This is a genomic window from Inediibacterium massiliense (assembly GCF_001282725.1).
Taxonomy (GTDB): domain Bacteria; phylum Bacillota; class Clostridia; order Peptostreptococcales; family Thermotaleaceae; genus Anaerophilus; species Anaerophilus massiliensis.
The window spans coordinates 1,621,285-1,638,131 of the sequence record NZ_LN876587.1 but is presented as its reverse complement, the minus strand read 5'-3'; the positions used below and the strand labels follow the sequence as shown (position 1 = coordinate 1,638,131).

General features: G+C 34.7%; 17 protein-coding genes, 25 tRNA genes, 1 rRNA gene and 1 other annotated feature. Of the genes, 41 read left to right on the top strand and 2 right to left on the bottom strand.

Annotated elements, in window-relative coordinates; translation table 11 throughout:
- Window positions 1–34 precede the first annotated feature (34 nt).
- From BN2409_RS16630 to BN2409_RS16490, 26 genes are all read left to right on the top strand, one after another.
- Window positions 35–110 (top strand) — tRNA-Met (locus BN2409_RS16630).
- Between the two features lie 4 nt (window positions 111–114).
- Window positions 115–189, top strand: a tRNA-Glu gene (locus BN2409_RS16625).
- A 67-nt stretch (window positions 190–256) separates the two neighbouring features.
- Window positions 257–331: transfer RNA gene (locus tag BN2409_RS16615), tRNA-Glu, on the top strand.
- Between the two features lie 79 nt (window positions 332–410).
- Window positions 411–1,175 (top strand) — a sequence feature (23S ribosomal RNA rRNA prediction is too short).
- Window positions 1,176–1,313: 138 nt separating this feature from the next.
- Window positions 1,314–1,430: ribosomal RNA gene (rrf, locus tag BN2409_RS16600) — 5S ribosomal RNA — on the top strand.
- A 5-nt stretch (window positions 1,431–1,435) separates the two neighbouring features.
- Window positions 1,436–1,510 (top strand) — tRNA-Asn (locus tag BN2409_RS16595).
- A gap of 5 nt (window positions 1,511–1,515) precedes the next feature.
- Window positions 1,516–1,604 (top strand) — tRNA-Leu (locus BN2409_RS16590).
- Between the two features lie 5 nt (window positions 1,605–1,609).
- Window positions 1,610–1,685, top strand: a tRNA-Met gene (locus tag BN2409_RS16585).
- A 5-nt stretch (window positions 1,686–1,690) separates the two neighbouring features.
- Window positions 1,691–1,767 (top strand) — tRNA-Met (locus tag BN2409_RS16580).
- Between the two features lie 7 nt (window positions 1,768–1,774).
- Window positions 1,775–1,849: transfer RNA gene (locus BN2409_RS16575), tRNA-Glu, on the top strand.
- Window positions 1,850–1,854: 5 nt separating this feature from the next.
- Window positions 1,855–1,930: transfer RNA gene (locus BN2409_RS16570), tRNA-Val, on the top strand.
- Window positions 1,931–1,938: 8 nt separating this feature from the next.
- A tRNA-Asp gene (locus BN2409_RS16565) sits at window positions 1,939–2,015 on the top strand.
- A gap of 11 nt (window positions 2,016–2,026) precedes the next feature.
- Window positions 2,027–2,101 (top strand) — tRNA-Thr (locus BN2409_RS16560).
- Window positions 2,102–2,105: 4 nt separating this feature from the next.
- Window positions 2,106–2,190, top strand: a tRNA-Tyr gene (locus tag BN2409_RS16555).
- A gap of 4 nt (window positions 2,191–2,194) precedes the next feature.
- A tRNA-Gly gene (locus BN2409_RS16550) sits at window positions 2,195–2,269 on the top strand.
- A 3-nt stretch (window positions 2,270–2,272) separates the two neighbouring features.
- Window positions 2,273–2,346: transfer RNA gene (locus BN2409_RS16545), tRNA-Gly, on the top strand.
- Between the two features lie 5 nt (window positions 2,347–2,351).
- Window positions 2,352–2,428 (top strand) — tRNA-Arg (locus BN2409_RS16540).
- Between the two features lie 5 nt (window positions 2,429–2,433).
- Window positions 2,434–2,509, top strand: a tRNA-Gln gene (locus tag BN2409_RS16535).
- A gap of 3 nt (window positions 2,510–2,512) precedes the next feature.
- Window positions 2,513–2,588: transfer RNA gene (locus tag BN2409_RS16530), tRNA-Lys, on the top strand.
- A 6-nt stretch (window positions 2,589–2,594) separates the two neighbouring features.
- Window positions 2,595–2,683 (top strand) — tRNA-Ser (locus tag BN2409_RS16525).
- Window positions 2,684–2,687: 4 nt separating this feature from the next.
- Window positions 2,688–2,778 (top strand) — tRNA-Ser (locus BN2409_RS16520).
- A 5-nt stretch (window positions 2,779–2,783) separates the two neighbouring features.
- Window positions 2,784–2,860: transfer RNA gene (locus BN2409_RS16515), tRNA-Ile, on the top strand.
- A 9-nt stretch (window positions 2,861–2,869) separates the two neighbouring features.
- A tRNA-Trp gene (locus tag BN2409_RS16510) sits at window positions 2,870–2,945 on the top strand.
- Between the two features lie 5 nt (window positions 2,946–2,950).
- A tRNA-Pro gene (locus BN2409_RS16505) sits at window positions 2,951–3,027 on the top strand.
- A gap of 3 nt (window positions 3,028–3,030) precedes the next feature.
- A tRNA-Ile gene (locus tag BN2409_RS16500) sits at window positions 3,031–3,107 on the top strand.
- Between the two features lie 5 nt (window positions 3,108–3,112).
- Window positions 3,113–3,189, top strand: a tRNA-Ile gene (locus BN2409_RS16495).
- Window positions 3,190–3,194: 5 nt separating this feature from the next.
- Window positions 3,195–3,270: transfer RNA gene (locus BN2409_RS16490), tRNA-Phe, on the top strand.
- A gap of 153 nt (window positions 3,271–3,423) precedes the next feature.
- Here BN2409_RS16490 and BN2409_RS16485 read toward each other — a convergent pair.
- Complete coding sequence (locus BN2409_RS16485; protein WP_053957686.1) at window positions 3,424–4,437, bottom strand: ribonuclease H-like domain-containing protein; 1,014 nt, start codon at window positions 4,435–4,437, stop codon at window positions 3,424–3,426.
- A 140-nt stretch (window positions 4,438–4,577) separates the two neighbouring features.
- Between BN2409_RS16485 and BN2409_RS16480 the strand changes: the two genes are divergently transcribed.
- Together BN2409_RS16480 and BN2409_RS16475 are read left to right on the top strand one after the other, a co-directional pair.
- The gene (locus tag BN2409_RS16480; RefSeq protein WP_053957685.1) at window positions 4,578–4,949 is read left to right on the top strand and encodes a hypothetical protein; all 372 of its coding nucleotides are present in this window, start codon (window positions 4,578–4,580) and stop codon (window positions 4,947–4,949) included.
- 77 nt (window positions 4,950–5,026) lie between these two features.
- The gene (locus BN2409_RS16475) at window positions 5,027–6,079 is read left to right on the top strand and encodes an HD-GYP domain-containing protein (protein WP_053957684.1); all 1,053 of its coding nucleotides are present in this window, start codon (window positions 5,027–5,029) and stop codon (window positions 6,077–6,079) included.
- Window positions 6,080–6,112: 33 nt separating this feature from the next.
- Here the strand turns inward: BN2409_RS16475 and BN2409_RS16470 are convergent, their stop codons facing one another.
- Complete coding sequence (locus BN2409_RS16470) at window positions 6,113–7,108, bottom strand: asparaginase (protein WP_110943186.1); 996 nt, start codon at window positions 7,106–7,108, stop codon at window positions 6,113–6,115.
- A gap of 403 nt (window positions 7,109–7,511) precedes the next feature.
- Here BN2409_RS16470 and BN2409_RS16465 point away from each other — a divergent pair, with 403 nt between their 5' ends.
- The 13 genes from BN2409_RS16465 to BN2409_RS16410 all read left to right on the top strand — a co-directional run bounded on the left by BN2409_RS16465 (window position 7,512) and on the right by BN2409_RS16410 (window position 16,835).
- Window positions 7,512–8,660 (top strand): cysteine desulfurase family protein, encoded by a 1,149-nt coding sequence (locus BN2409_RS16465; RefSeq protein WP_053957683.1) that lies wholly within the window; start codon window positions 7,512–7,514, stop codon window positions 8,658–8,660.
- Window positions 8,661–8,664: 4 nt separating this feature from the next.
- Window positions 8,665–9,843: a tRNA uracil 4-sulfurtransferase ThiI gene (gene thiI, locus BN2409_RS16460; RefSeq protein ID WP_053957682.1), complete on the top strand. Its 1,179-nt coding sequence runs from the start codon at window positions 8,665–8,667 to the stop codon at window positions 9,841–9,843.
- 165 nt (window positions 9,844–10,008) lie between these two features.
- The gene (gene spoIIAA, locus BN2409_RS16455; protein WP_053957681.1) at window positions 10,009–10,344 is read left to right on the top strand and encodes an anti-sigma F factor antagonist; all 336 of its coding nucleotides are present in this window, start codon (window positions 10,009–10,011) and stop codon (window positions 10,342–10,344) included.
- 13 nt (window positions 10,345–10,357) lie between these two features.
- The gene (gene spoIIAB / locus BN2409_RS16450) at window positions 10,358–10,792 is read left to right on the top strand and encodes an anti-sigma F factor (RefSeq protein WP_330375501.1); all 435 of its coding nucleotides are present in this window, start codon (window positions 10,358–10,360) and stop codon (window positions 10,790–10,792) included.
- 12 nt (window positions 10,793–10,804) lie between these two features.
- A complete protein-coding gene (sigF, locus tag BN2409_RS16445) occupies window positions 10,805–11,578 on the top strand; it encodes an RNA polymerase sporulation sigma factor SigF (RefSeq protein ID WP_053957680.1) in 774 nt (257 codons plus the stop codon).
- 101 nt (window positions 11,579–11,679) lie between these two features.
- Window positions 11,680–11,823 carry a hypothetical protein gene (locus tag BN2409_RS17435; protein WP_199873084.1) on the top strand — a complete coding sequence of 48 codons (144 nt, stop codon included), beginning with the start codon at window positions 11,680–11,682 and terminating at the stop codon, window positions 11,821–11,823.
- 10 nt (window positions 11,824–11,833) lie between these two features.
- Window positions 11,834–12,454 carry a stage V sporulation protein AA gene (locus BN2409_RS16440; protein ID WP_053957679.1) on the top strand — a complete coding sequence of 207 codons (621 nt, stop codon included), beginning with the start codon at window positions 11,834–11,836 and terminating at the stop codon, window positions 12,452–12,454.
- 17 nt (window positions 12,455–12,471) lie between these two features.
- Window positions 12,472–12,888 carry a stage V sporulation protein AB gene (locus BN2409_RS16435; RefSeq protein ID WP_053957678.1) on the top strand — a complete coding sequence of 139 codons (417 nt, stop codon included), beginning with the start codon at window positions 12,472–12,474 and terminating at the stop codon, window positions 12,886–12,888.
- On the top strand, window positions 12,875–13,384 hold the full coding sequence (spoVAC, locus tag BN2409_RS16430; protein ID WP_330375500.1) for a stage V sporulation protein AC: 510 nt from the start codon (window positions 12,875–12,877) through the stop codon (window positions 13,382–13,384). The genes BN2409_RS16435 and spoVAC overlap by 14 nt, the downstream gene beginning before the upstream one ends.
- Window positions 13,385–13,401: 17 nt before the next feature.
- On the top strand, window positions 13,402–14,421 hold the full coding sequence (spoVAD, locus tag BN2409_RS16425; protein ID WP_053957677.1) for a stage V sporulation protein AD: 1,020 nt from the start codon (window positions 13,402–13,404) through the stop codon (window positions 14,419–14,421).
- Between the two features lie 9 nt (window positions 14,422–14,430).
- On the top strand, window positions 14,431–14,787 hold the full coding sequence (gene spoVAE, locus BN2409_RS16420; protein ID WP_053957676.1) for a stage V sporulation protein AE: 357 nt from the start codon (window positions 14,431–14,433) through the stop codon (window positions 14,785–14,787).
- A 19-nt stretch (window positions 14,788–14,806) separates the two neighbouring features.
- Window positions 14,807–15,406 (top strand): stage V sporulation protein SpoVABEA, encoded by a 600-nt coding sequence (gene spoVAEA / locus BN2409_RS16415; protein WP_053957675.1) that lies wholly within the window; start codon window positions 14,807–14,809, stop codon window positions 15,404–15,406.
- Window positions 15,363–16,835: a spore germination protein gene (locus tag BN2409_RS16410; RefSeq protein ID WP_053957674.1), complete on the top strand. Its 1,473-nt coding sequence runs from the start codon at window positions 15,363–15,365 to the stop codon at window positions 16,833–16,835. Before spoVAEA ends, BN2409_RS16410 begins: the two co-directional genes overlap by 44 nt.
- Window positions 16,836–16,847 lie beyond the last annotated feature (12 nt).

The following is a 16,847-nucleotide window of genomic DNA, read 5'->3' as shown; positions in this document are numbered from 1 at the left end:
TACCGGTTCGATTCCGGTCCCCGGCACCAAATATCGCGGAGTGGAGCAGCTGGCAGCTCGTCGGGCTCATAACCCGAAGGTCGTAGGTTCAAATCCTGCCTCCGCAACCATTAAGGCCCATTGGTCAAGCGGTCAAGACACCGCCCTTTCACGGCGGTAACCCGAGTTCGATTCTCGGATGGGTCACCAATNTGGCAGCTCGTCGGGCTCATAACCCGAAGGTCGTAGGTTCAAATCCTGCCTCCGCAACCATTAAGGCCCATTGGTCAAGCGGTCAAGACACCGCCCTTTCACGGCGGTAACCCGAGTTCGATTCTCGGATGGGTCACCAATTTCGGGCGCATAGCTCAGCTGGGAGAGCACCTGCCTTACAAGCAGGGGGTCATAGGTTCGATCCCTATTGCGCCCACCATTTATCNGAATGCCTTGGCACCAGGAGTCGATGAAGGACGTGGTAAGCTGCGATAAGCCACGGGTAGCCGCAAGCAGGCTTTGATCCGTGGATTTCCGAATGGGGAAACCTACCTAGGGTAATACTTAGGTACCCACTACTGAATACATAGGTAGTGAGGAGACATACCAGGGGAACTGAAACATCTAAGTACCCTGAGGAATAGAAAGAAAACTCGATTCCCTAAGTAGCGGCGAGCGAAAGGGGATTAGCCCAAACCTAGAAGTTATCTTTTAGGGGTTGTGGATATGTTCATTAAGAAAGAGGCTATTGTAGTTGAAGAGGTCTGGAAAGGCCCACCAAAGAAGGTAACAGTCCTGTAGGCAAAACAAGAAGGNGGCTCGTCTCATCCTGGGGCTGAAGTAGGTCCCAAGGGTTGGGCTGTTCGCCCATTAAAGAGGCACGCGAGCTGGGTTCAGAACGTCGTGAGACAGTTCGGTCCCTATCCGCTGTGGGCGCAGGAAATTTGAGAGGAGCTGTCCTTAGTACGAGAGGACCGGGATGGACATACCTCTGGTGTATCAGTTGTCGCGCCAGCGGCACGGCTGAGTAGCTATGTATGGACGGGATAAGCGCTGAAGGCATCTAAGCGCGAAGCCTCCCTCAAGATGAGATTTCCCACTTTTTAAGGTAAGACCCCAGATAGACCATCTGGTTGATAGGCCTAGGGTGTAAGGGCAGCAATGTCTTTAGCTGATAGGTACTAATCGGTCGAGGACTTGACCAGATTTTGCATTGTTTAATTTTCAAGGTATATATGTTGACAAAACTAGAAAATGATAAAATAAATTTTGTTATTATTAAAAAGTTTGTTGACAAAAAGGAAAAAATGTGTTAATATATATCTTGTCTTTAAAATAAATCTAGTGACAATAGCGAGGAGGCTACACCTGTTCCCATATCGAACACAGAAGTTAAGCTCTTCAGCGCTGATGGTACTTGGGCGGTAGCGCCCTGGGAGAGTAGGTCGTCGCTAGTTTATGTTCCAAGGTAGCTCAATGGTGGAGCAACCGGCTGTTAACCGGTAGGCTGTGGGTTCGAGCCCCACCCTTGGAGCCAAAAATGCCGGGGTGGCGGAACTGGCAGACGCACAGGACTTAAAATCCTGCGGTCCTTACAGATCGTACCGGTTCGATTCCGGTCCCCGGCACCAAATATCGCGGAGTGGAGCAGCTGGCAGCTCGTCGGGCTCATAACCCGAAGGTCGTAGGTTCAAATCCTGCCTCCGCAACCATTAATGGCGGCGTAGCTTAGTTGGCTAGAGCGTCCGGTTCATACCCGGAAGGTCGGTGGTTCAAGTCCACTCGCCGCTACCATTATTAAGGCCCATTGGTCAAGCGGTCAAGACACCGCCCTTTCACGGCGGTAACCCGAGTTCGATTCTCGGATGGGTCACCATTTTAGGGCGCATAGCTCAGCTGGGAGAGCACCTGCCTTACAAGCAGGGGGTCATAGGTTCGAGCCCTATTGCGCCCACCATTTATTTTGGCCCGGTAGTTCAGTTGGTTAGAATGCCAGCCTGTCACGCTGGAGGTCGAGGGTTCGAGCCCCTTCCGGGTCGCCATTTTTATATTAGCTGGTGTGGCTCAACGGTAGAGCAGCTGACTTGTAATCAGCAGGTTGGGGGTTCGATTCCCTTCGCCAGCTCCAAAATGGAGGAATTCCCGAGTGGCCAAAGGGGGCGGACTGTAAATCCGTTAGCTGAGCTTTCGGTGGTTCGAATCCACCTTCCTCCACCAATATGCGGAAGTGGCTCAGTGGTAGAGCATCGCCTTGCCAAGGCGAGGGTCGCGAGTTCGAATCTCGTCTTCCGCTCCAAATGCGGATGTAGTTCAATGGTAGAACTCCAGCCTTCCAAGCTGGTAGCGTGGGTTCGATTCCCATCATCCGCTCCAAATATGGGTTCATAGCTCAGTTGGATAGAGCAACGGCCTTCTAAGCCGTGTGTCCGGGGTTCGAATCCCTGTGGACCCGCCATATAATGGGGTATAGCCAAGTCGGTAAGGCACCAGACTTTGACTCTGGCATCCGTAGGTTCGAGTCCTGCTACCCCAGCCATATGACCCATTAGCTCAGTAGGTAGAGCACTTGACTTTTAATCAAGGTGTCCCGCGTTCGAGCCGCGGATGGGTCACCAAATCCTGGAGAGGTGTCCGAGTGGTTTAAGGAGCTGGTCTTGAAAACCAGTGATTCCGAAAGGGACCGTGGGTTCGAATCCCACCCTCTCCGCCAGCATGGAGAAGTACTCAAGAGGCTGAAGAGGACGGTTTGCTAAACCGTTAGGCCGGGCAACTGGTGCGCGGGTTCGAATCCCGCCTTCTCCGCCATGTAGGGGCCTTTAGCTCAGTTGGTTAGAGCGTCCGGCTCATAACCGGCAGGTCCGGGGTTCGAATCCCTGAAGGCCCACCATTTTTATTTAGGGGTATAGCTCAGTTGGTAGAGCAGTGGTCTCCAAAACCACGTGCCGAGGGTTCAAGTCCTTCTGCCCCTGCCATATATCGGGGTGTAGCGCAGTTTGGTAGCGCATCTGGTTTGGGACCAGAGGGCCGCGGGTTCAAATCCTGCCACCCCGACCATATGGGCTTGTAGCTCAGGTGGTTAGAGCGCACGCCTGATAAGCGTGAGGTCGGAGGTTCGAGTCCTCCCAAGCCCACCATATAGGGGCCTTTAGCTCAGTTGGTTAGAGCGTCCGGCTCATAACCGGCAGGTCCGGGGTTCGAATCCCTGAAGGCCCACCATTCTTGCCCAGATAGCTCAGTCGGTAGAGCAGGGGACTGAAAATCCCCGTGTCGGTGGTTCGATTCCGCCTCTGGGCACCAAAAAAACACATCTATATGATAGATGTGTTTTTTCTATATTGAAAATCAAGTGACGGTTTTTTATTCTAAACGGAAATTCTGAATGAAATGAAAGAATTTCGTTGGCGACATGAGCAATTCCGAGAGGAATATGCGAATTTTTCATAACTTTGCTTATTCGTGAACCGTAAAAATATATCTAAGTAGATCTATAATGAATCTATGAATTTCTGTAAACTTCATAATAGAACCTTCCTTAAATATGACAATATTAGAAGAAATAACTGATGGTGTATTGTCTACAGAATAGGAAAAAGGAAAATCCAATGTATCTATATATAGACATTTGGCTCCTGTAGAGAGTATTCCTTTGTACAGAGGAATTTTTAAAATAAAAGAAGATGATTTTTTCGTATATTCTAAATGAAAAGCATTGTCATAGATAATGTAGTCTTTTTTTATTTTTATATCTGAATAAAATCCATCCAATTGGAAATATCCATTTTTTATAGATGGATGAAAAATATATCCTATGTTTTTGTCAGATATATGAAAAATATGAGGAAAACATTCTAATGTATAATCTATAGGGGCTTGATCTAAAATACATAAAGCCTTTGAAAAATAATATAAATCATCATAATTATGTAAAAGAATTAATTTTTTTAACTGTTCAGCTTGATTTTTTTCATATTCTTCATAAAGAGAAACACTTTCTTTTCCAGATATTTTATCATTTCTATAAATTCCTAAATGCTCTTCTAATGATTTTAGTTTACAATTATTAAACTGAAATAAATCCTTTGTTTTTTTTACCCATTTTAATAAATCTAAACTTTTATGTTTCTGTATACAATAAGTTATTTTATGAAATTGAAATCTTTTATTTAAAAATGGAATATCAAAAGTGTCGCCATTATAGCTAATGAATAGCTGAAACTTTTTTATTTCTTTTTCAAAAGCTTGTAAAATCTCTATTTCTTCTTTTCTATTTTCACAAAAAAATTGTTTCATAGTGATTTGACCATTTTGTATATACAAAAGTCCAATAAGTATGACTTGATTATGAAGAGAACTAAGTCCTGTAGTTTCAATATCGAATAAAGCAAAATTAATATCTTCATATGACAATAAAAAGTTTTTAGGCAAATGAATGGACTCTTGTATTTTATATTCTAAAATTTCCAATAGATACATCTCCTTTTGAATAAAATCATGTAATTTAAAATAGCTTATATTTCTATATTATAAATGATATTACTTTTAAAAGGCAAATAAGCTTTTTACATAGAAAAGACATATATTAATAATAGGAGTGAGGTGATCAAATGGATTTTTTAGATAAATTAGCAGATAAAGTTACATCGGGAACAAAAATTTTATCTCAAAAGACAGATGAGGTAATTGAAATAGCAGAATTAAAGTTAGAACTAAAAAATATAGACAAACAAATACAAGCCATAAAGGTTTCTATTGGTGATATCATTTATGAATATTTTTTTAGTAAAAAAAATGATATGCCGATTACAGATATTCAAGTAAAATGCCGACAAATTCAACAAATAGAAAGAGAAAGAAACAATATAAAAAGAAAGTTAAATGCATTAATGGGACTGGAATATTGTAGCTACTGTGGAATTGCGTTTGAAGAAGATGAACATTATTGTAAAAATTGTGGGAGAAAAGTAATAAAATCATAAACTGTTGAAGGAAAATGAGGAAATATGTAGAAATTAACAAATGTATTTTTATATATTTTCTGAAAGAGGGGAATCGGATGAAATTTATAGATATACATGACATAAAGCCAGGAATGATGCTAGCTCAAGATATTATAGGAAAATATGATTTGATTTTTTTGACGAGAGATACAATTCTTACAGAAGAACATATTGAAAAAATACAAAAGATGAATATTTATTATATATGTGTAAAAGAAAAGGAAGAAAATATAGATGAAGAATTATCTAAAAGATTAAAAATTATACCGGATATAAAATTGAGACAGCCTTATATGAAGAGTCTTTCAGATTTTAAAAAAGTTTATGAAGAGGTAGGATTAGGTAAAAAAATAGAGGTGGAAATGATAAAAAATGCTACATTACCCCTTATTGAGGAAGTGGTAGAGGATAATAATATATTGTCTAGATTAAGAAGATTAAAAGTAGTAGATGATTATACTTATAAACATTCTATTAATGTATGCATTTTGGCTACTATGATTGGAAAATGGTTAAATTATACTCAAAATGATCTAGATCAATTATCCATTGCAGCAATTCTTCATGATATTGGAAAATGTAGGATAGATTCTCGTATTATCAATAAACCAGATAAATTATCAGAAGAAGAGTTTCAAATTATTCAAGCTCATCCTACTTTAGGGTATGAAATTTTGGCACAGGAAAGATGGAATTTTGATATATGTTGTGGAGTCTTGCAACATCATGAAAGAATGGATGGAAGTGGGTATCCATTAAAGATCAAAGCAAATAAAATTCATGAATTTGCTAAGGTTATTGCTATTGCAGATATATTTGATGCTATGACAGCCCAAAGAGTATATAAACAAAAACAATCCCCTTTTAAAGTAGCAGAACTGATTGCAAAAAATAGATTTGGAGTGTTAGATCCATATATATCTAATCAATTTCTCTTTCAAATTTCTAAATTTTATGTAGGAAATATTGTACAACTCAATACAGGAGAAATTGGTGAGATTGTATTAGTAAATAAACAAATGCCTACAAGACCCTTGGTTAAAATAAATAATAAATTTATTGATTTAAATAAATCATTAGAATATGAAATTGTGGAAGTATTGGCATAAAAAATTCGCATATGCTTTTGCATATGCGAATTTTTATTGATAAAAACTTTTTTCAAATATGGTTTTAATTTCTTGTAAATCATTGGTAGCACTTAAAGCAAGCATTAATTTAATCCTTGCTTTTTGACCTGGGAGATTTCCTCCTAAAATTACCCCAAGATTTCTTAACGATCTTCCAGCTCCTTCATATCCATATGTATCTAAAACCCTACCCATAGGACATCTAGAAACCATCACTATGATCACACCATGAGAGATAGCATATTCAATTCCTTCTACCATCATAGGGGGAACATTTCCTCTTCCCATAGCTTCTAGTACAATTCCTTTACTACCTGAATCTACACAGAATTTAATCAATCGAGAATCCATTCCAGCAACAGCTTTAATAAGATCTACTTTTTCTTCTATAGTTTCTGTTTCAATATGAATGTGTTTGGTAATATCTCTATAAAAAATAACTTCATCATTGTCTACAATTCCTAAAGGACCAAATTCTAAAGATTTAAAAGTATCAAGGGCAAGTGTATGAGTTTTGGTTACTTCACTAGCAGCATTTAATTCATTGTTCATTACAATTAAGACACCTTTGTTTTTGGATTGATCAGATATGGCAGTACATATAGCAGCAGAGAGATTGCTGGAACCATCATATCCTAGTTCAGAGCTATTTCGCATAGCACCAACTACAATAATAGGCTTTTGACTGTTTATGGTAAGATCTAGTAAATAGGCCGTTTCTTCCAGGGAGTCTGTTCCATGAGTAATGACAATTCCAGTAATATCATCTCTTATGGTTAGTTTTTTTACGAGTTTGGATAGCTCCATCATTTTTTGTGGAGTCATATGAGGCCCTGGAATTCTGGCGAAGTTAACGATTTCTATATCTGCATATTTATCAATATTTGTTACCATAGACATAATTTCTTCGCTTGATAAAGCTGGAATGGCTGCAGAGATTCTAGGATCTATTTTCATAGATATAGTACCTCCTGTAAAGATGACAGCAACCTTATGGATATTTTTCATAGCATTTCCCCCTTTTATCCTCTATTCATATGGTAACAGATTTATAAAAATATCACCAGAGGGAATTTATTTGATGATGAATTATTTTAATAGGCAATACAAAGAACCCAGTCTCCGAAGACTGGGTTCTTTGTTGGTTTACGTTCAAAAGGGGTATTGGGAATAGAGATTATATTATCGAGGTTATCAGGGGGATAACCACTAAACAAATTATAACAAAAAACGACAAGGATAGCAAGTGTTTTTACACATTTTTTTACATTTTTCTATATTTTTTTAAATTGAATTATATTTTAAAAGAATAGAAGGCAATAATAAGGTTATAGTAACTTTACAAAAACAAAGGATTCATATAAAATATGGAAAGATATATACAATAAATTTTAAGATGGAGAGGTTATATATGGAAGTTTATCTAGATAATAGTGCTACTACAAAACCAAATGAAGAAGTAGTACAAATGATGATCAAGGTACTTACAGAGTATTATGGAAATCCTTCTTCATTACATCATAAAGGTGTAGAAGTAGAAAGGATGGTAAAAGATGCAAGAAAAAAATTATCTAAAGCATTAGGAGCTTTAGATCAAGAAATTATTTTTACTTCTGGAGGAACAGAATCTAATAATATGGCCATACAAGGTTCTTTAAAAAATAGAAGAGGCAAAAAAATTATTACTACAAAAATAGAGCATCCTTCTGTATTAAATGTATATAAAGAATTAGAAAATAAAGGATATGATGTGGTTTATATAGATGTAGATTCTTTTGGAAGAATAAATATAGAACAAGTAAAAGAAAATTTATCAGAAGATACAGCTTTGATAAGTATGATGCATGTGAATAATGAAGTAGGTACCATTCAACCTATAGAAGAAATAGGGAAATTATTAAGTAAGATGAAACAAAAACCTATTTTTCATGTAGATGCTATACAGTCCTTTGGAAAAATAAAATTTACACCTAAAAAGTTAGGAGCAGATCTTTTATCTATAAGCGGGCATAAGATTCATGGGCCAAAAGGAATAGGTGCTTTATACATAAGAAAGAATACAAATATTTCTCCTATTCTTTATGGAGGAAATCAAGAGACTGGAATAAGATCTGGAACAGAAAATGTTCCTGGAATTATAGGATTAGGAGAAGCTTGTGTAGAATTATATGATATGGATGAAAAAATAGCAATCCTTCAATCTTTAAAGGATAGATTTATAGGTGGTATAAAAAATGAAGTTAGAGAAATAAAAATCAATGGATATGAAAAAGAAGGAAGCGCACCACATATTGCAAATATAAGTTTTTTAGGGATAAGAGGAGAAGTACTTCTTCATAGTTTAGAGCAAGATGGCATTTATGTGTCTACAGGTTCAGCTTGTTCATCTCACAAAAATAGCAAAAGTCATGTATTAAAAAATATGAAGTTAAAAGATGAGGAAATAGAAGGAGCCATAAGATTCAGTTTTTCTTATCATAATACCATAGAAGAAATAGACTATGCAGTAGAAAAAGTTAAAAATCATGTAAAAGATTTAAGAAAGATTATAAAGAGGTGATCCGATGAAAAAAATATTAATTGCGCGATATGGAGAAATAGGGTTAAAAGGACATAATAAATCATATTTTGTAAATAAGCTATTAGGACATATAAGAGGAAATTTAAAGGATTTAGGAAAAATGAGCGTACAGCATGTAGGTGGATTAGTTTTTATAGATATGGGTGACTATGATGAAGAAGATGTGATCGAAAGAGTAAAAAAAGTATTTGGAATTGTATCTGTAAGCCCTACTTATAAAATACAAAAAGATATGGAAAGTATATATGAAGGTGCACTAGCTCAGGTAGAAGAAAGAATGGAAGAAGAAAATATAAAAACATTTAAAGTAGAAGCTAGAAGAGGAGATAAAAGCTTTTCTCTTACATCTCCAGAATTATGTAGAGAAATAGGAGGATTTATTTTATCTCATACAGAGAATTTAAAAGTAGATGTTCATCATCCAGAAATGATTCTTTATGTAGATATAAGGGATAAAGCTTATATTTATTCTAAAAAAATTCCAGCATATGGAGGCATGCCACTAGGAACAAATGGAAAAGCAATGGTATTATTATCTGGTGGAATCGATAGTCCAGTAGCTGCATGGATGATGGCAAAGAGAGGAATGGAAATTGAAGCTGTTCATTATCATAGCTATCCTTTTACAAGTGAGAGAGCAAAAGAAAAAGTAATAGATTTAGCGAAAATTCTTTGTCAGTATTGTGGAAATATAAAGCTTCATAGTGTAAACTTATTACCTATCCAAAAGGAAATTAATGAAAAGTGTCCAGAAGAAGAGATGACTATTTTATCAAGAAGATTTATGATGAAAATAGCACAAAAAATAGCTTTAAAGAGAGAAGCCAATGCTTTAGTAACAGGAGAAAGCATTGGACAAGTTGCAAGCCAAACCATCCAAGGACTTACAGTAACCAATCATGCAGTGGATCTTCCTGTTTTTAGACCTTTGATTGCATTAGATAAAGTAGATATTATGGATATTGCAAAAAAAATTGATACATTTGAAACGTCCATTCTTCCTTATGAAGATTGTTGTACTGTGTTTTTACCTAAAAGACCAGTAACCAAGCCAAGACTTGAAAGAATTTTAATTTCTGAAAGTAATCTTGACGTTGAAAAATTAGTAGATGAAGCGGTAGAAAGTATGGAAGTGATTGATATAAGCATAGAGGAAGAATAGTATTAACTTATATAATTTCTATAGCATACAAAAATGACATGTTGTGATTACAACATGTCATTTTTGTGTGACAATAAGAATGAAAACTAGACAATTTTCATCAAAGGAAAAAAGAAATCCTTCAAGAATATGTAAAGGAGAGATAGATCATAAGGGGGGATTGTAATGGAAGTTACCTTTGAAACTATAGGAAATCATTTAATTACTAAGCTCAGTGGGGAATTAGATCATCATACAGCAGAAGAAATCAGAGAAAGAATAGATAAAGAAATTGCAACAAATTCTATTAAAAATATTATTTTTGATATGGAAGATATGAATTTTATGGATAGTTCGGGAATTGGAGTAGTGATAGGAAGATATAAAAAAGTACAAAAACTAGGTGGACAAGCAGCAGTTATTCATTTAAATAGCAGGGTAGAAAAAATTTTTAAGATGTCAGGGTTATTTCATATTGTAAAAAAATTTAAGAATAAAAATGAAGCAATAGAAAGATTATAAAGGGGTGAGAGAATTGTCAACAAACAATCGTATGCATTTAGAGATTATGAGCAAATCCCAAAATGAGGCTTTTGCTAGAGTTGTAGTAGCAGCTTTTGCTTCTCAATTAGATCCTACTATAGAGGAATTAGCAGACGTAAAAACAGCAGTATCCGAAGCTGTTACCAATGCTATTATCCATGGGTATGAGGGAGGAGATGGAATTGTTATGATTGAATGCATCCTAAGAGATGATGAAATAGAGATTAGTATAAAAGACCAAGGAGCAGGAATAGAAGATATACAAAAGGCTAGAGAACCTTTATATACATCTAGACCTGAGCTTGAGAGATCTGGAATGGGATTTACAGTAATGGAAACTTTTATGGATGAAGTAAAAATACAGTCACAAAAAAATATGGGAACAGAGATAAGAATGATTAAGAAGTTTAGAAGTTGTGACCATTAAGGGGTAGATGGTATGGGTATAAGTATATTATCACAGGAACAAAATAGAATATTAGATCATGAAGAGACAATTTTATTAATAAAAAAAGCTCAAAATGGAGATGAAGAGGCAAAAAATATTTTAGTACAACATAATCTTGGACTTGTAAGAAGTGTCTTAAAAAGGTTTGCAAATAGAGGCTATGAAAAGGAAGATTTGTATCAACTAGGCTGCATTGGCCTGATGAAAGCAATAGATAAATTTGATTTTTCATATGATGTGAGATTTTCTACTTATGCGGTGCCTATGATTATTGGTGAAATCAAACGATTTTTAAGAGATGATGGAATGATTAAAGTAAGTCGTTCCCTAAAACAGACAGCAGCGAGAGTAAAAAGCACTAAGGAAACTTTATTTAAAAAATTTGGAAGAGAACCTACTTTAAAAGAGCTTTCAAAAGTATTGGATTTATCTAAAGAAGAAATTGTAATGGCTATGGATTCTAATGTTCAGCCTGATTATTTATATGATATTATTCATCAAGATGACGGTTCTCCTGTTCATTTGATTGATAAAATAAGTGAAACAAAAATAGAGGATGAAGGAGAAGTATTAGATAGAATTGCATTGGTAGAAATTCTTTCTAAATTAAAATCAAGAGAAAGAACAATTATTATACTGAGATATTTTAAGGATAAAACTCAGACAGAGATTGCTAATATCCTAGGGATTTCACAAGTACAAGTTTCTAGGATCGAAAAAAAGATTTTAAAACAAATGAGAGAATTGTTAGAAAAGACATGGTAAATACATGTCTTTTTTTCATTTTTATGAAAGCAAAAAAAAATAAGAATTTTAGACAATAGATTGGACAATAATAAAATTAAAAGATGCAAAGAGGTGACGAAATGTTAAAGAAGAAAAAAGGAATTTTTTTAGGAATACTATTTTTTGTATTTATTGTAGTAGGTACCTCCTTTTTTTTCCTTACAAATCATTCAAAGTTAGAAAAACATACAAAAGCAAAGCTTGTTTTTAATTTAGATCAATGAGGGTGAAAATATGAATAAAAAAGCTGTTTATATACAAATGAAAGACGGACTGAGTATAGAGGGGGGACAAAGTGTATTTTTAAAAGATTTAGCAGTTATTTTAGCAGATGAACCCATTAAGACAGAATTATTAAATTTAGAAATTATTCAAGTGCCTAAGAATGCTGATAATCATATTGTAGTTTCTATTCTTACGATTATTGAAAAAATGAAAAAAGCTTATCCTAATGTGAATGTATTTCCTATAGGAGAAGCAGAAATATTAGTAAAAATAGACAAAAATATGAAAGATCAAAAAAATATATGGACATATGTAAAAATAGGGATCGTATGTATTGTTATTTTTGTAGGATCTGGTCTTGCGTTGATGAATTTTCATGCAGATGTGAATATGAGAGAATCCCATAGGCAAGTTTATAAAATGATTACAGGAAAAGAAAGTAATAAGCCATTAATTCTTCAGATTCCATATTCTTTAGGAATAGGAGTGGGAATGGCAGTATTTTTTAATCATATCCTTCCAAAGAAATTTAATAATGAACCTAGTCCAATGGAAGTGGAGATGGCTTCATACAGAAAAAGTATGGACCAGTATATTTTAAACAACGAGAAAAACACAGAAGAAAAATAATAGGTTGGTGAACATATGTGGGATTAAATTTATTAATGGGATTTATAGGATTTTCAGAAGGTGTAATGGTAGGAACTGCTCTTATTGCATTTTTAACTATATTAGATATAGTACCAAGATTGGCACAACTTACTAGCACAGAAGAACATGTGAAAATCTATGAAATTACTATTGGGATAACGGTAACTCTAATATCCTTAGGAAGTGCCTTAGATCTATCTATAGATATTGGAAAAATTATGGTAATTTGTGTAGGGTTTTTAATGGGAACTTTTATAGGTCTTTTGGCTTCTGCACTAACAGAAGTAACCAATGTGATTCCTGTTGTGATCAATCGTTTTCAAATTCATCCGTATATTAAACTCGTCTTTTTTTCTTTAGCAGGAGGAAAGATGGTAGGGTCATTTATTTATTGGGTTTTTGTCAATAAATAGGGAGATGATAGAAGAAGGATTGAAAAAGAGTAGAAAGGAAGAAATAGATTTTATGAAAAATGAAGATTTGATAGAAAAAAAATATAATGATTATGTAAAAAATAAAAGTCCTAAACCTAAATATTTTAAAAATGGAGGAAAGGCATTTGTAGTGGGAGGAATAATTTGTACCTTAGGAGAGTGGGTCAATCATATCCTTAGTTTAGGAAGTCTTTCAAAAGATGAAGTTTCTACTGTTACTTCGATGATTCTCATATTTATAGGAGCTTTTTTAACAGGAATTGGTGTATATGATGATATAGGAAGATTTGCAGGAGGTGGATCGATTATTCCTATCACAGGATTTGCAAATTCTATAGTATCTCCTGCTATGGAATTTAAAAAAGAAGGATATATATTTGGAATAGGTGCAAAAATGTTTATTTTAGCAGGGCCAGTTTTGGTATATGGATTAATGAGCTCTGTAATGATAGGAATTTTATACTTTTTATTTTGAAACATAGGAGGAAGAAGATGGCATCTAAAAAAATAGGAAAACAAACGATCAAGTTTCTAAAGCCTCCTCATATTATTGCAGCTGCATCTATAGTAGGTCCTAAGGAAGGAAAAGGACCATTAAGAACATGTTTTGATGAGATTTTATCTGATGATTTATATGGAGAAAAAAGCTTTGAATTAGCAGAAAGTAAACTTCTTAGAGAGACAGTTAAAAAAGCTATTCAAAAAAGTGATAAAAAAATATCTGACATAGAATATATGTTTTCAGGGGATTTACTCAATCAAATTATGTCTACATCTTTTGCAGCAAGAGAGCTAGCGATTCCTTTCTTAGGACTTTATGGAGCTTGCTCGACTATGGCAGAATCTTTAAGCTTAGGAGCTTTATTTATTGATGGAGAATATGCAAATTATGTAGTTTGTGCTACATCAAGTCATTTCAGCTCTGCAGAAAGACAGTATCGATTTCCATTAGAACATGGAAATCAAAGAGGACCTACTTCTCAGTGGACAGTAACAGGTGCAGGAGCTTGTATTTTATCATCTTTAGGAGAAGGACCTCAAATTACTTATGCAACCATAGGAAAGGTAATAGATTTAGGAATTAAAGATTCAAATAACATGGGTGCTGCTATGGCTCCTGCAGCAGTAGATACTATAGTGACACATTTTAAAGATTGTGGATGTACTCCTGATGATTATGACTTAATTGTTACAGGAGATCTTGGAACCATTGGAAAAGAAATTGCAGAAGAAATGATTTTTGAAAAAGGCTACAATATAGGGAAAATATACGATGACTGTGGAGTTTTGATATTTGATCATAAAGTACAAAATACTTATGCTGGAGGAAGTGGATGTGGGTGTTGTGCATCCGTATTGTGTGGATATATTTACAAGGAATTACAAAGAAAAAAACTAAATAAAGTGTTGTTTGTATCAACAGGAGCTTTACTTTCTACTACTAGTAGTCAACAAGGGCAGAGTATTCCAGCTATTGCTCATGCTATCACTATTGAAAATCAGAAAAAGTAGGAGGAAATTATGGACTATATAAAAGCATTCTTAGTAGGAGGAAGTATATGTTTTATTGGACAGATCTTAATAGATGCAATGAAAATGACACCTGCTCATGTCTTAGTAGTATTTGTAACATTAGGAGCAGTTTTAACAGCAATAGGAATTTATGAGCCTATCGTAAAAATAGGAGGAGCAGGAGCTACTGTACCCATTACAGGTTTTGGATATACATTGGCTAAAGGAGCCATAAAAGCAACAAAAGAAAGTGGAATTTTAGGTGCTTTTACAGGGGGAGCAAAGGCAGGAGCAGGGGGAGTTTCAGCAGCAGTAGTATTTGGATATATGATGGCTGTCATATTTAATCCTAAAACTAAGAAATAGGAAAGAAGGAATAGGGTATATGAAAAGAAAAGTGATTTTAGTTACAGATGGAGATTCTATAGCTCAAAGGGCTGTAGAACAAGCTGTCAAAAATATAGGGGGAAGATGTATTTCACGTTCAGGAGGAAATCCTACACCTATACATGGAAATGAAATTGTAGAGCTTGTAAAATCTGCGAAATATGACCCAGTTGTAGTCATGGTAGATGATAAGGGATCTCCTGATACGGGAGAAGGAGAATGGGCTTTTTATGAAATTGTAAATCACCCAGATATAGAAGTTTTAGGGGCCATTGCAGTAGCATCCAATACTCCTGGAGTAGAAGGAGTTTGTGTTGATTTTTCTATTGCCTGTAATGGAAAAAAAGTAAATCAAGCTGTAAATAAGAATGGAATGCCTCAAAAAGGAAAAATACTATATGGAGATACGGTAGATATTATCAAAAAGTGTAATGTGCCTTTAGTTGTAGGAATTGGTGATATAGGAAAAATGGAAGGAAAAGATGATTGTGAAATTGGAGCTCCTATTATAACAAAAGCAATGGAGGAGATTCTCAAAAGGAGTGGTTATACAAATGAATCTTACAAAAAAACTCAAAGAAAACATAGAGATTCTTGATGAGTCTTTAGGCATATCTAAAAGTTTTGATGTAGTAAATAGACAAATATTAATAGGAAATAAACAAGCAAGTTTATTATTTATTGATGGTTTTGCAAAAGATGATATTATGCTCTACATTATGAAAATTTTACAAAAGATAGAGGCAAAAGATTATAGAAAAGATATGATAGAAAAATTAATGGAAGAAAAGATCCCTTATTTAGAAGTAGAATCTACTGATGATATAGAACAAATAAAATTTATGGTATTGTCAGGCGCATTAGCTATTTTAATTGATGGAGAAAATCAAGCCATTATCTTAGACGTTAGAACGTATCCAGTGAGAGGTCCACAAGAGCCAGATTTAGAAAGAGTTACAAGAGGAGCAAGAGATGGATTTACAGAAACCATCGTTTTTAATACAGCTTTGGTTCGAAGAAGAGTAAGAGATCCAAATCTTAGATTTGAGATGACCAAAATAGGGAAAAGATCTCAGACAGATGTAGTAGTTGGATATATAGAAGATATTGCAAATCCAAATTTAATTAAAGATATTAAAAAGAAGTTAGATCAAATCAATACAGATGCTTTAGAAATGGGAGAGAAAACATTAGAAGAATTTATTTTAGGAAGAAATTGGAATCCACTGCCTCAAGCAAGATATACAGAAAGGGCAGATGTAGCAGCAGCACATCTTTTTGAAGGACATATTATTATTATGGTAGATACGACTCCTAGTGTAATGATTTTACCTGTGACTATGTTTCATTTTACACAGCATGCAGAAGATTATTATCAAAATCCAGCAGTAGGAACTTATATGAGATGGATTAGATTGATTGCAATGTTTTTATCTTTTATATTACCGCCTCTATGGCTTTTGTTAGTATATCATAAGGAAGGGCTACCAGAGTTTATTTCTTTTATAGGACCAAAAAAAACAGGAGAAATTTCTCTTTTAATGCAATTTATTATTCTAGAGATAGGAGTAGATATTTTAAGAATAGCTTCTATTCATACTCCAAATGCACTGACTACTTCTTTAGGAATTATAGGAGGATTAATATTAAGTCAATTTGCTGTAGAAGTAGGATGGTTTATTCCTGAAACAGTTTTATATATGGCTATTGCAGGTATTGGTATGTTTGCTACTCCTAGTATAGAATTTTCCATGGCTATTAGAATATTTAGATTGATTTTATTAATTGCTACGGGACTTTTTAAAGAAATAGGATTTGTAATAGCTATTATATTTGTATTTTTTGTTTTACTTACAACAAAATCTATAGGAGGCACTCCCTATTTATGGCCTCTTATACCTTTTAATAGAAGAGGACTTTCATCTGTATTTTTTAGAAAACCAATACCTGAGGTTAGATATCGTCCTGATTTTTTAAAGGTAGTAGATAAAGATTCTTCTCCTCCTAAAGATGAAACACCAGAATAAAAAAGAAGAAGG

Excerpts from the sequence above, each read along its gene's own strand:
- BN2409_RS16475 (WP_053957684.1), top strand. The coding sequence starts at position 5,027 with ATGAAATTTATAGATATACATGACATAAAGCCAGGAATGATGCTAGCT.
- BN2409_RS16410 (WP_053957674.1), top strand. The coding sequence starts at position 15,363 with ATGAATCTTACAAAAAAACTCAAAGAAAACATAGAGATTCTTGATGAG.
- spoVAD (WP_053957677.1), top strand. The coding sequence starts at position 13,402 with ATGGCATCTAAAAAAATAGGAAAACAAACGATCAAGTTTCTAAAGCCT.
- BN2409_RS16480 (WP_053957685.1), top strand. The coding sequence starts at position 4,578 with ATGGATTTTTTAGATAAATTAGCAGATAAAGTTACATCGGGAACAAAA.
- spoVAE (WP_053957676.1), top strand. The coding sequence starts at position 14,431 with ATGGACTATATAAAAGCATTCTTAGTAGGAGGAAGTATATGTTTTATT.
- BN2409_RS16465 (WP_053957683.1), top strand. The coding sequence starts at position 7,512 with ATGGAAGTTTATCTAGATAATAGTGCTACTACAAAACCAAATGAAGAA.
- BN2409_RS16440 (WP_053957679.1), top strand. The coding sequence starts at position 11,834 with ATGAATAAAAAAGCTGTTTATATACAAATGAAAGACGGACTGAGTATA.
- thiI (WP_053957682.1), top strand. The coding sequence starts at position 8,665 with ATGAAAAAAATATTAATTGCGCGATATGGAGAAATAGGGTTAAAAGGA.
- spoVAEA (WP_053957675.1), top strand. The coding sequence starts at position 14,807 with ATGAAAAGAAAAGTGATTTTAGTTACAGATGGAGATTCTATAGCTCAA.
- BN2409_RS16470 (WP_110943186.1), bottom strand. The coding sequence starts at position 7,108 with ATGAAAAATATCCATAAGGTTGCTGTCATCTTTACAGGAGGTACTATA.
- spoIIAA (WP_053957681.1), top strand. The coding sequence starts at position 10,009 with ATGGAAGTTACCTTTGAAACTATAGGAAATCATTTAATTACTAAGCTC.
- BN2409_RS17435 (WP_199873084.1), top strand. The coding sequence starts at position 11,680 with ATGTTAAAGAAGAAAAAAGGAATTTTTTTAGGAATACTATTTTTTGTA.
- sigF (WP_053957680.1), top strand. The coding sequence starts at position 10,805 with ATGGGTATAAGTATATTATCACAGGAACAAAATAGAATATTAGATCAT.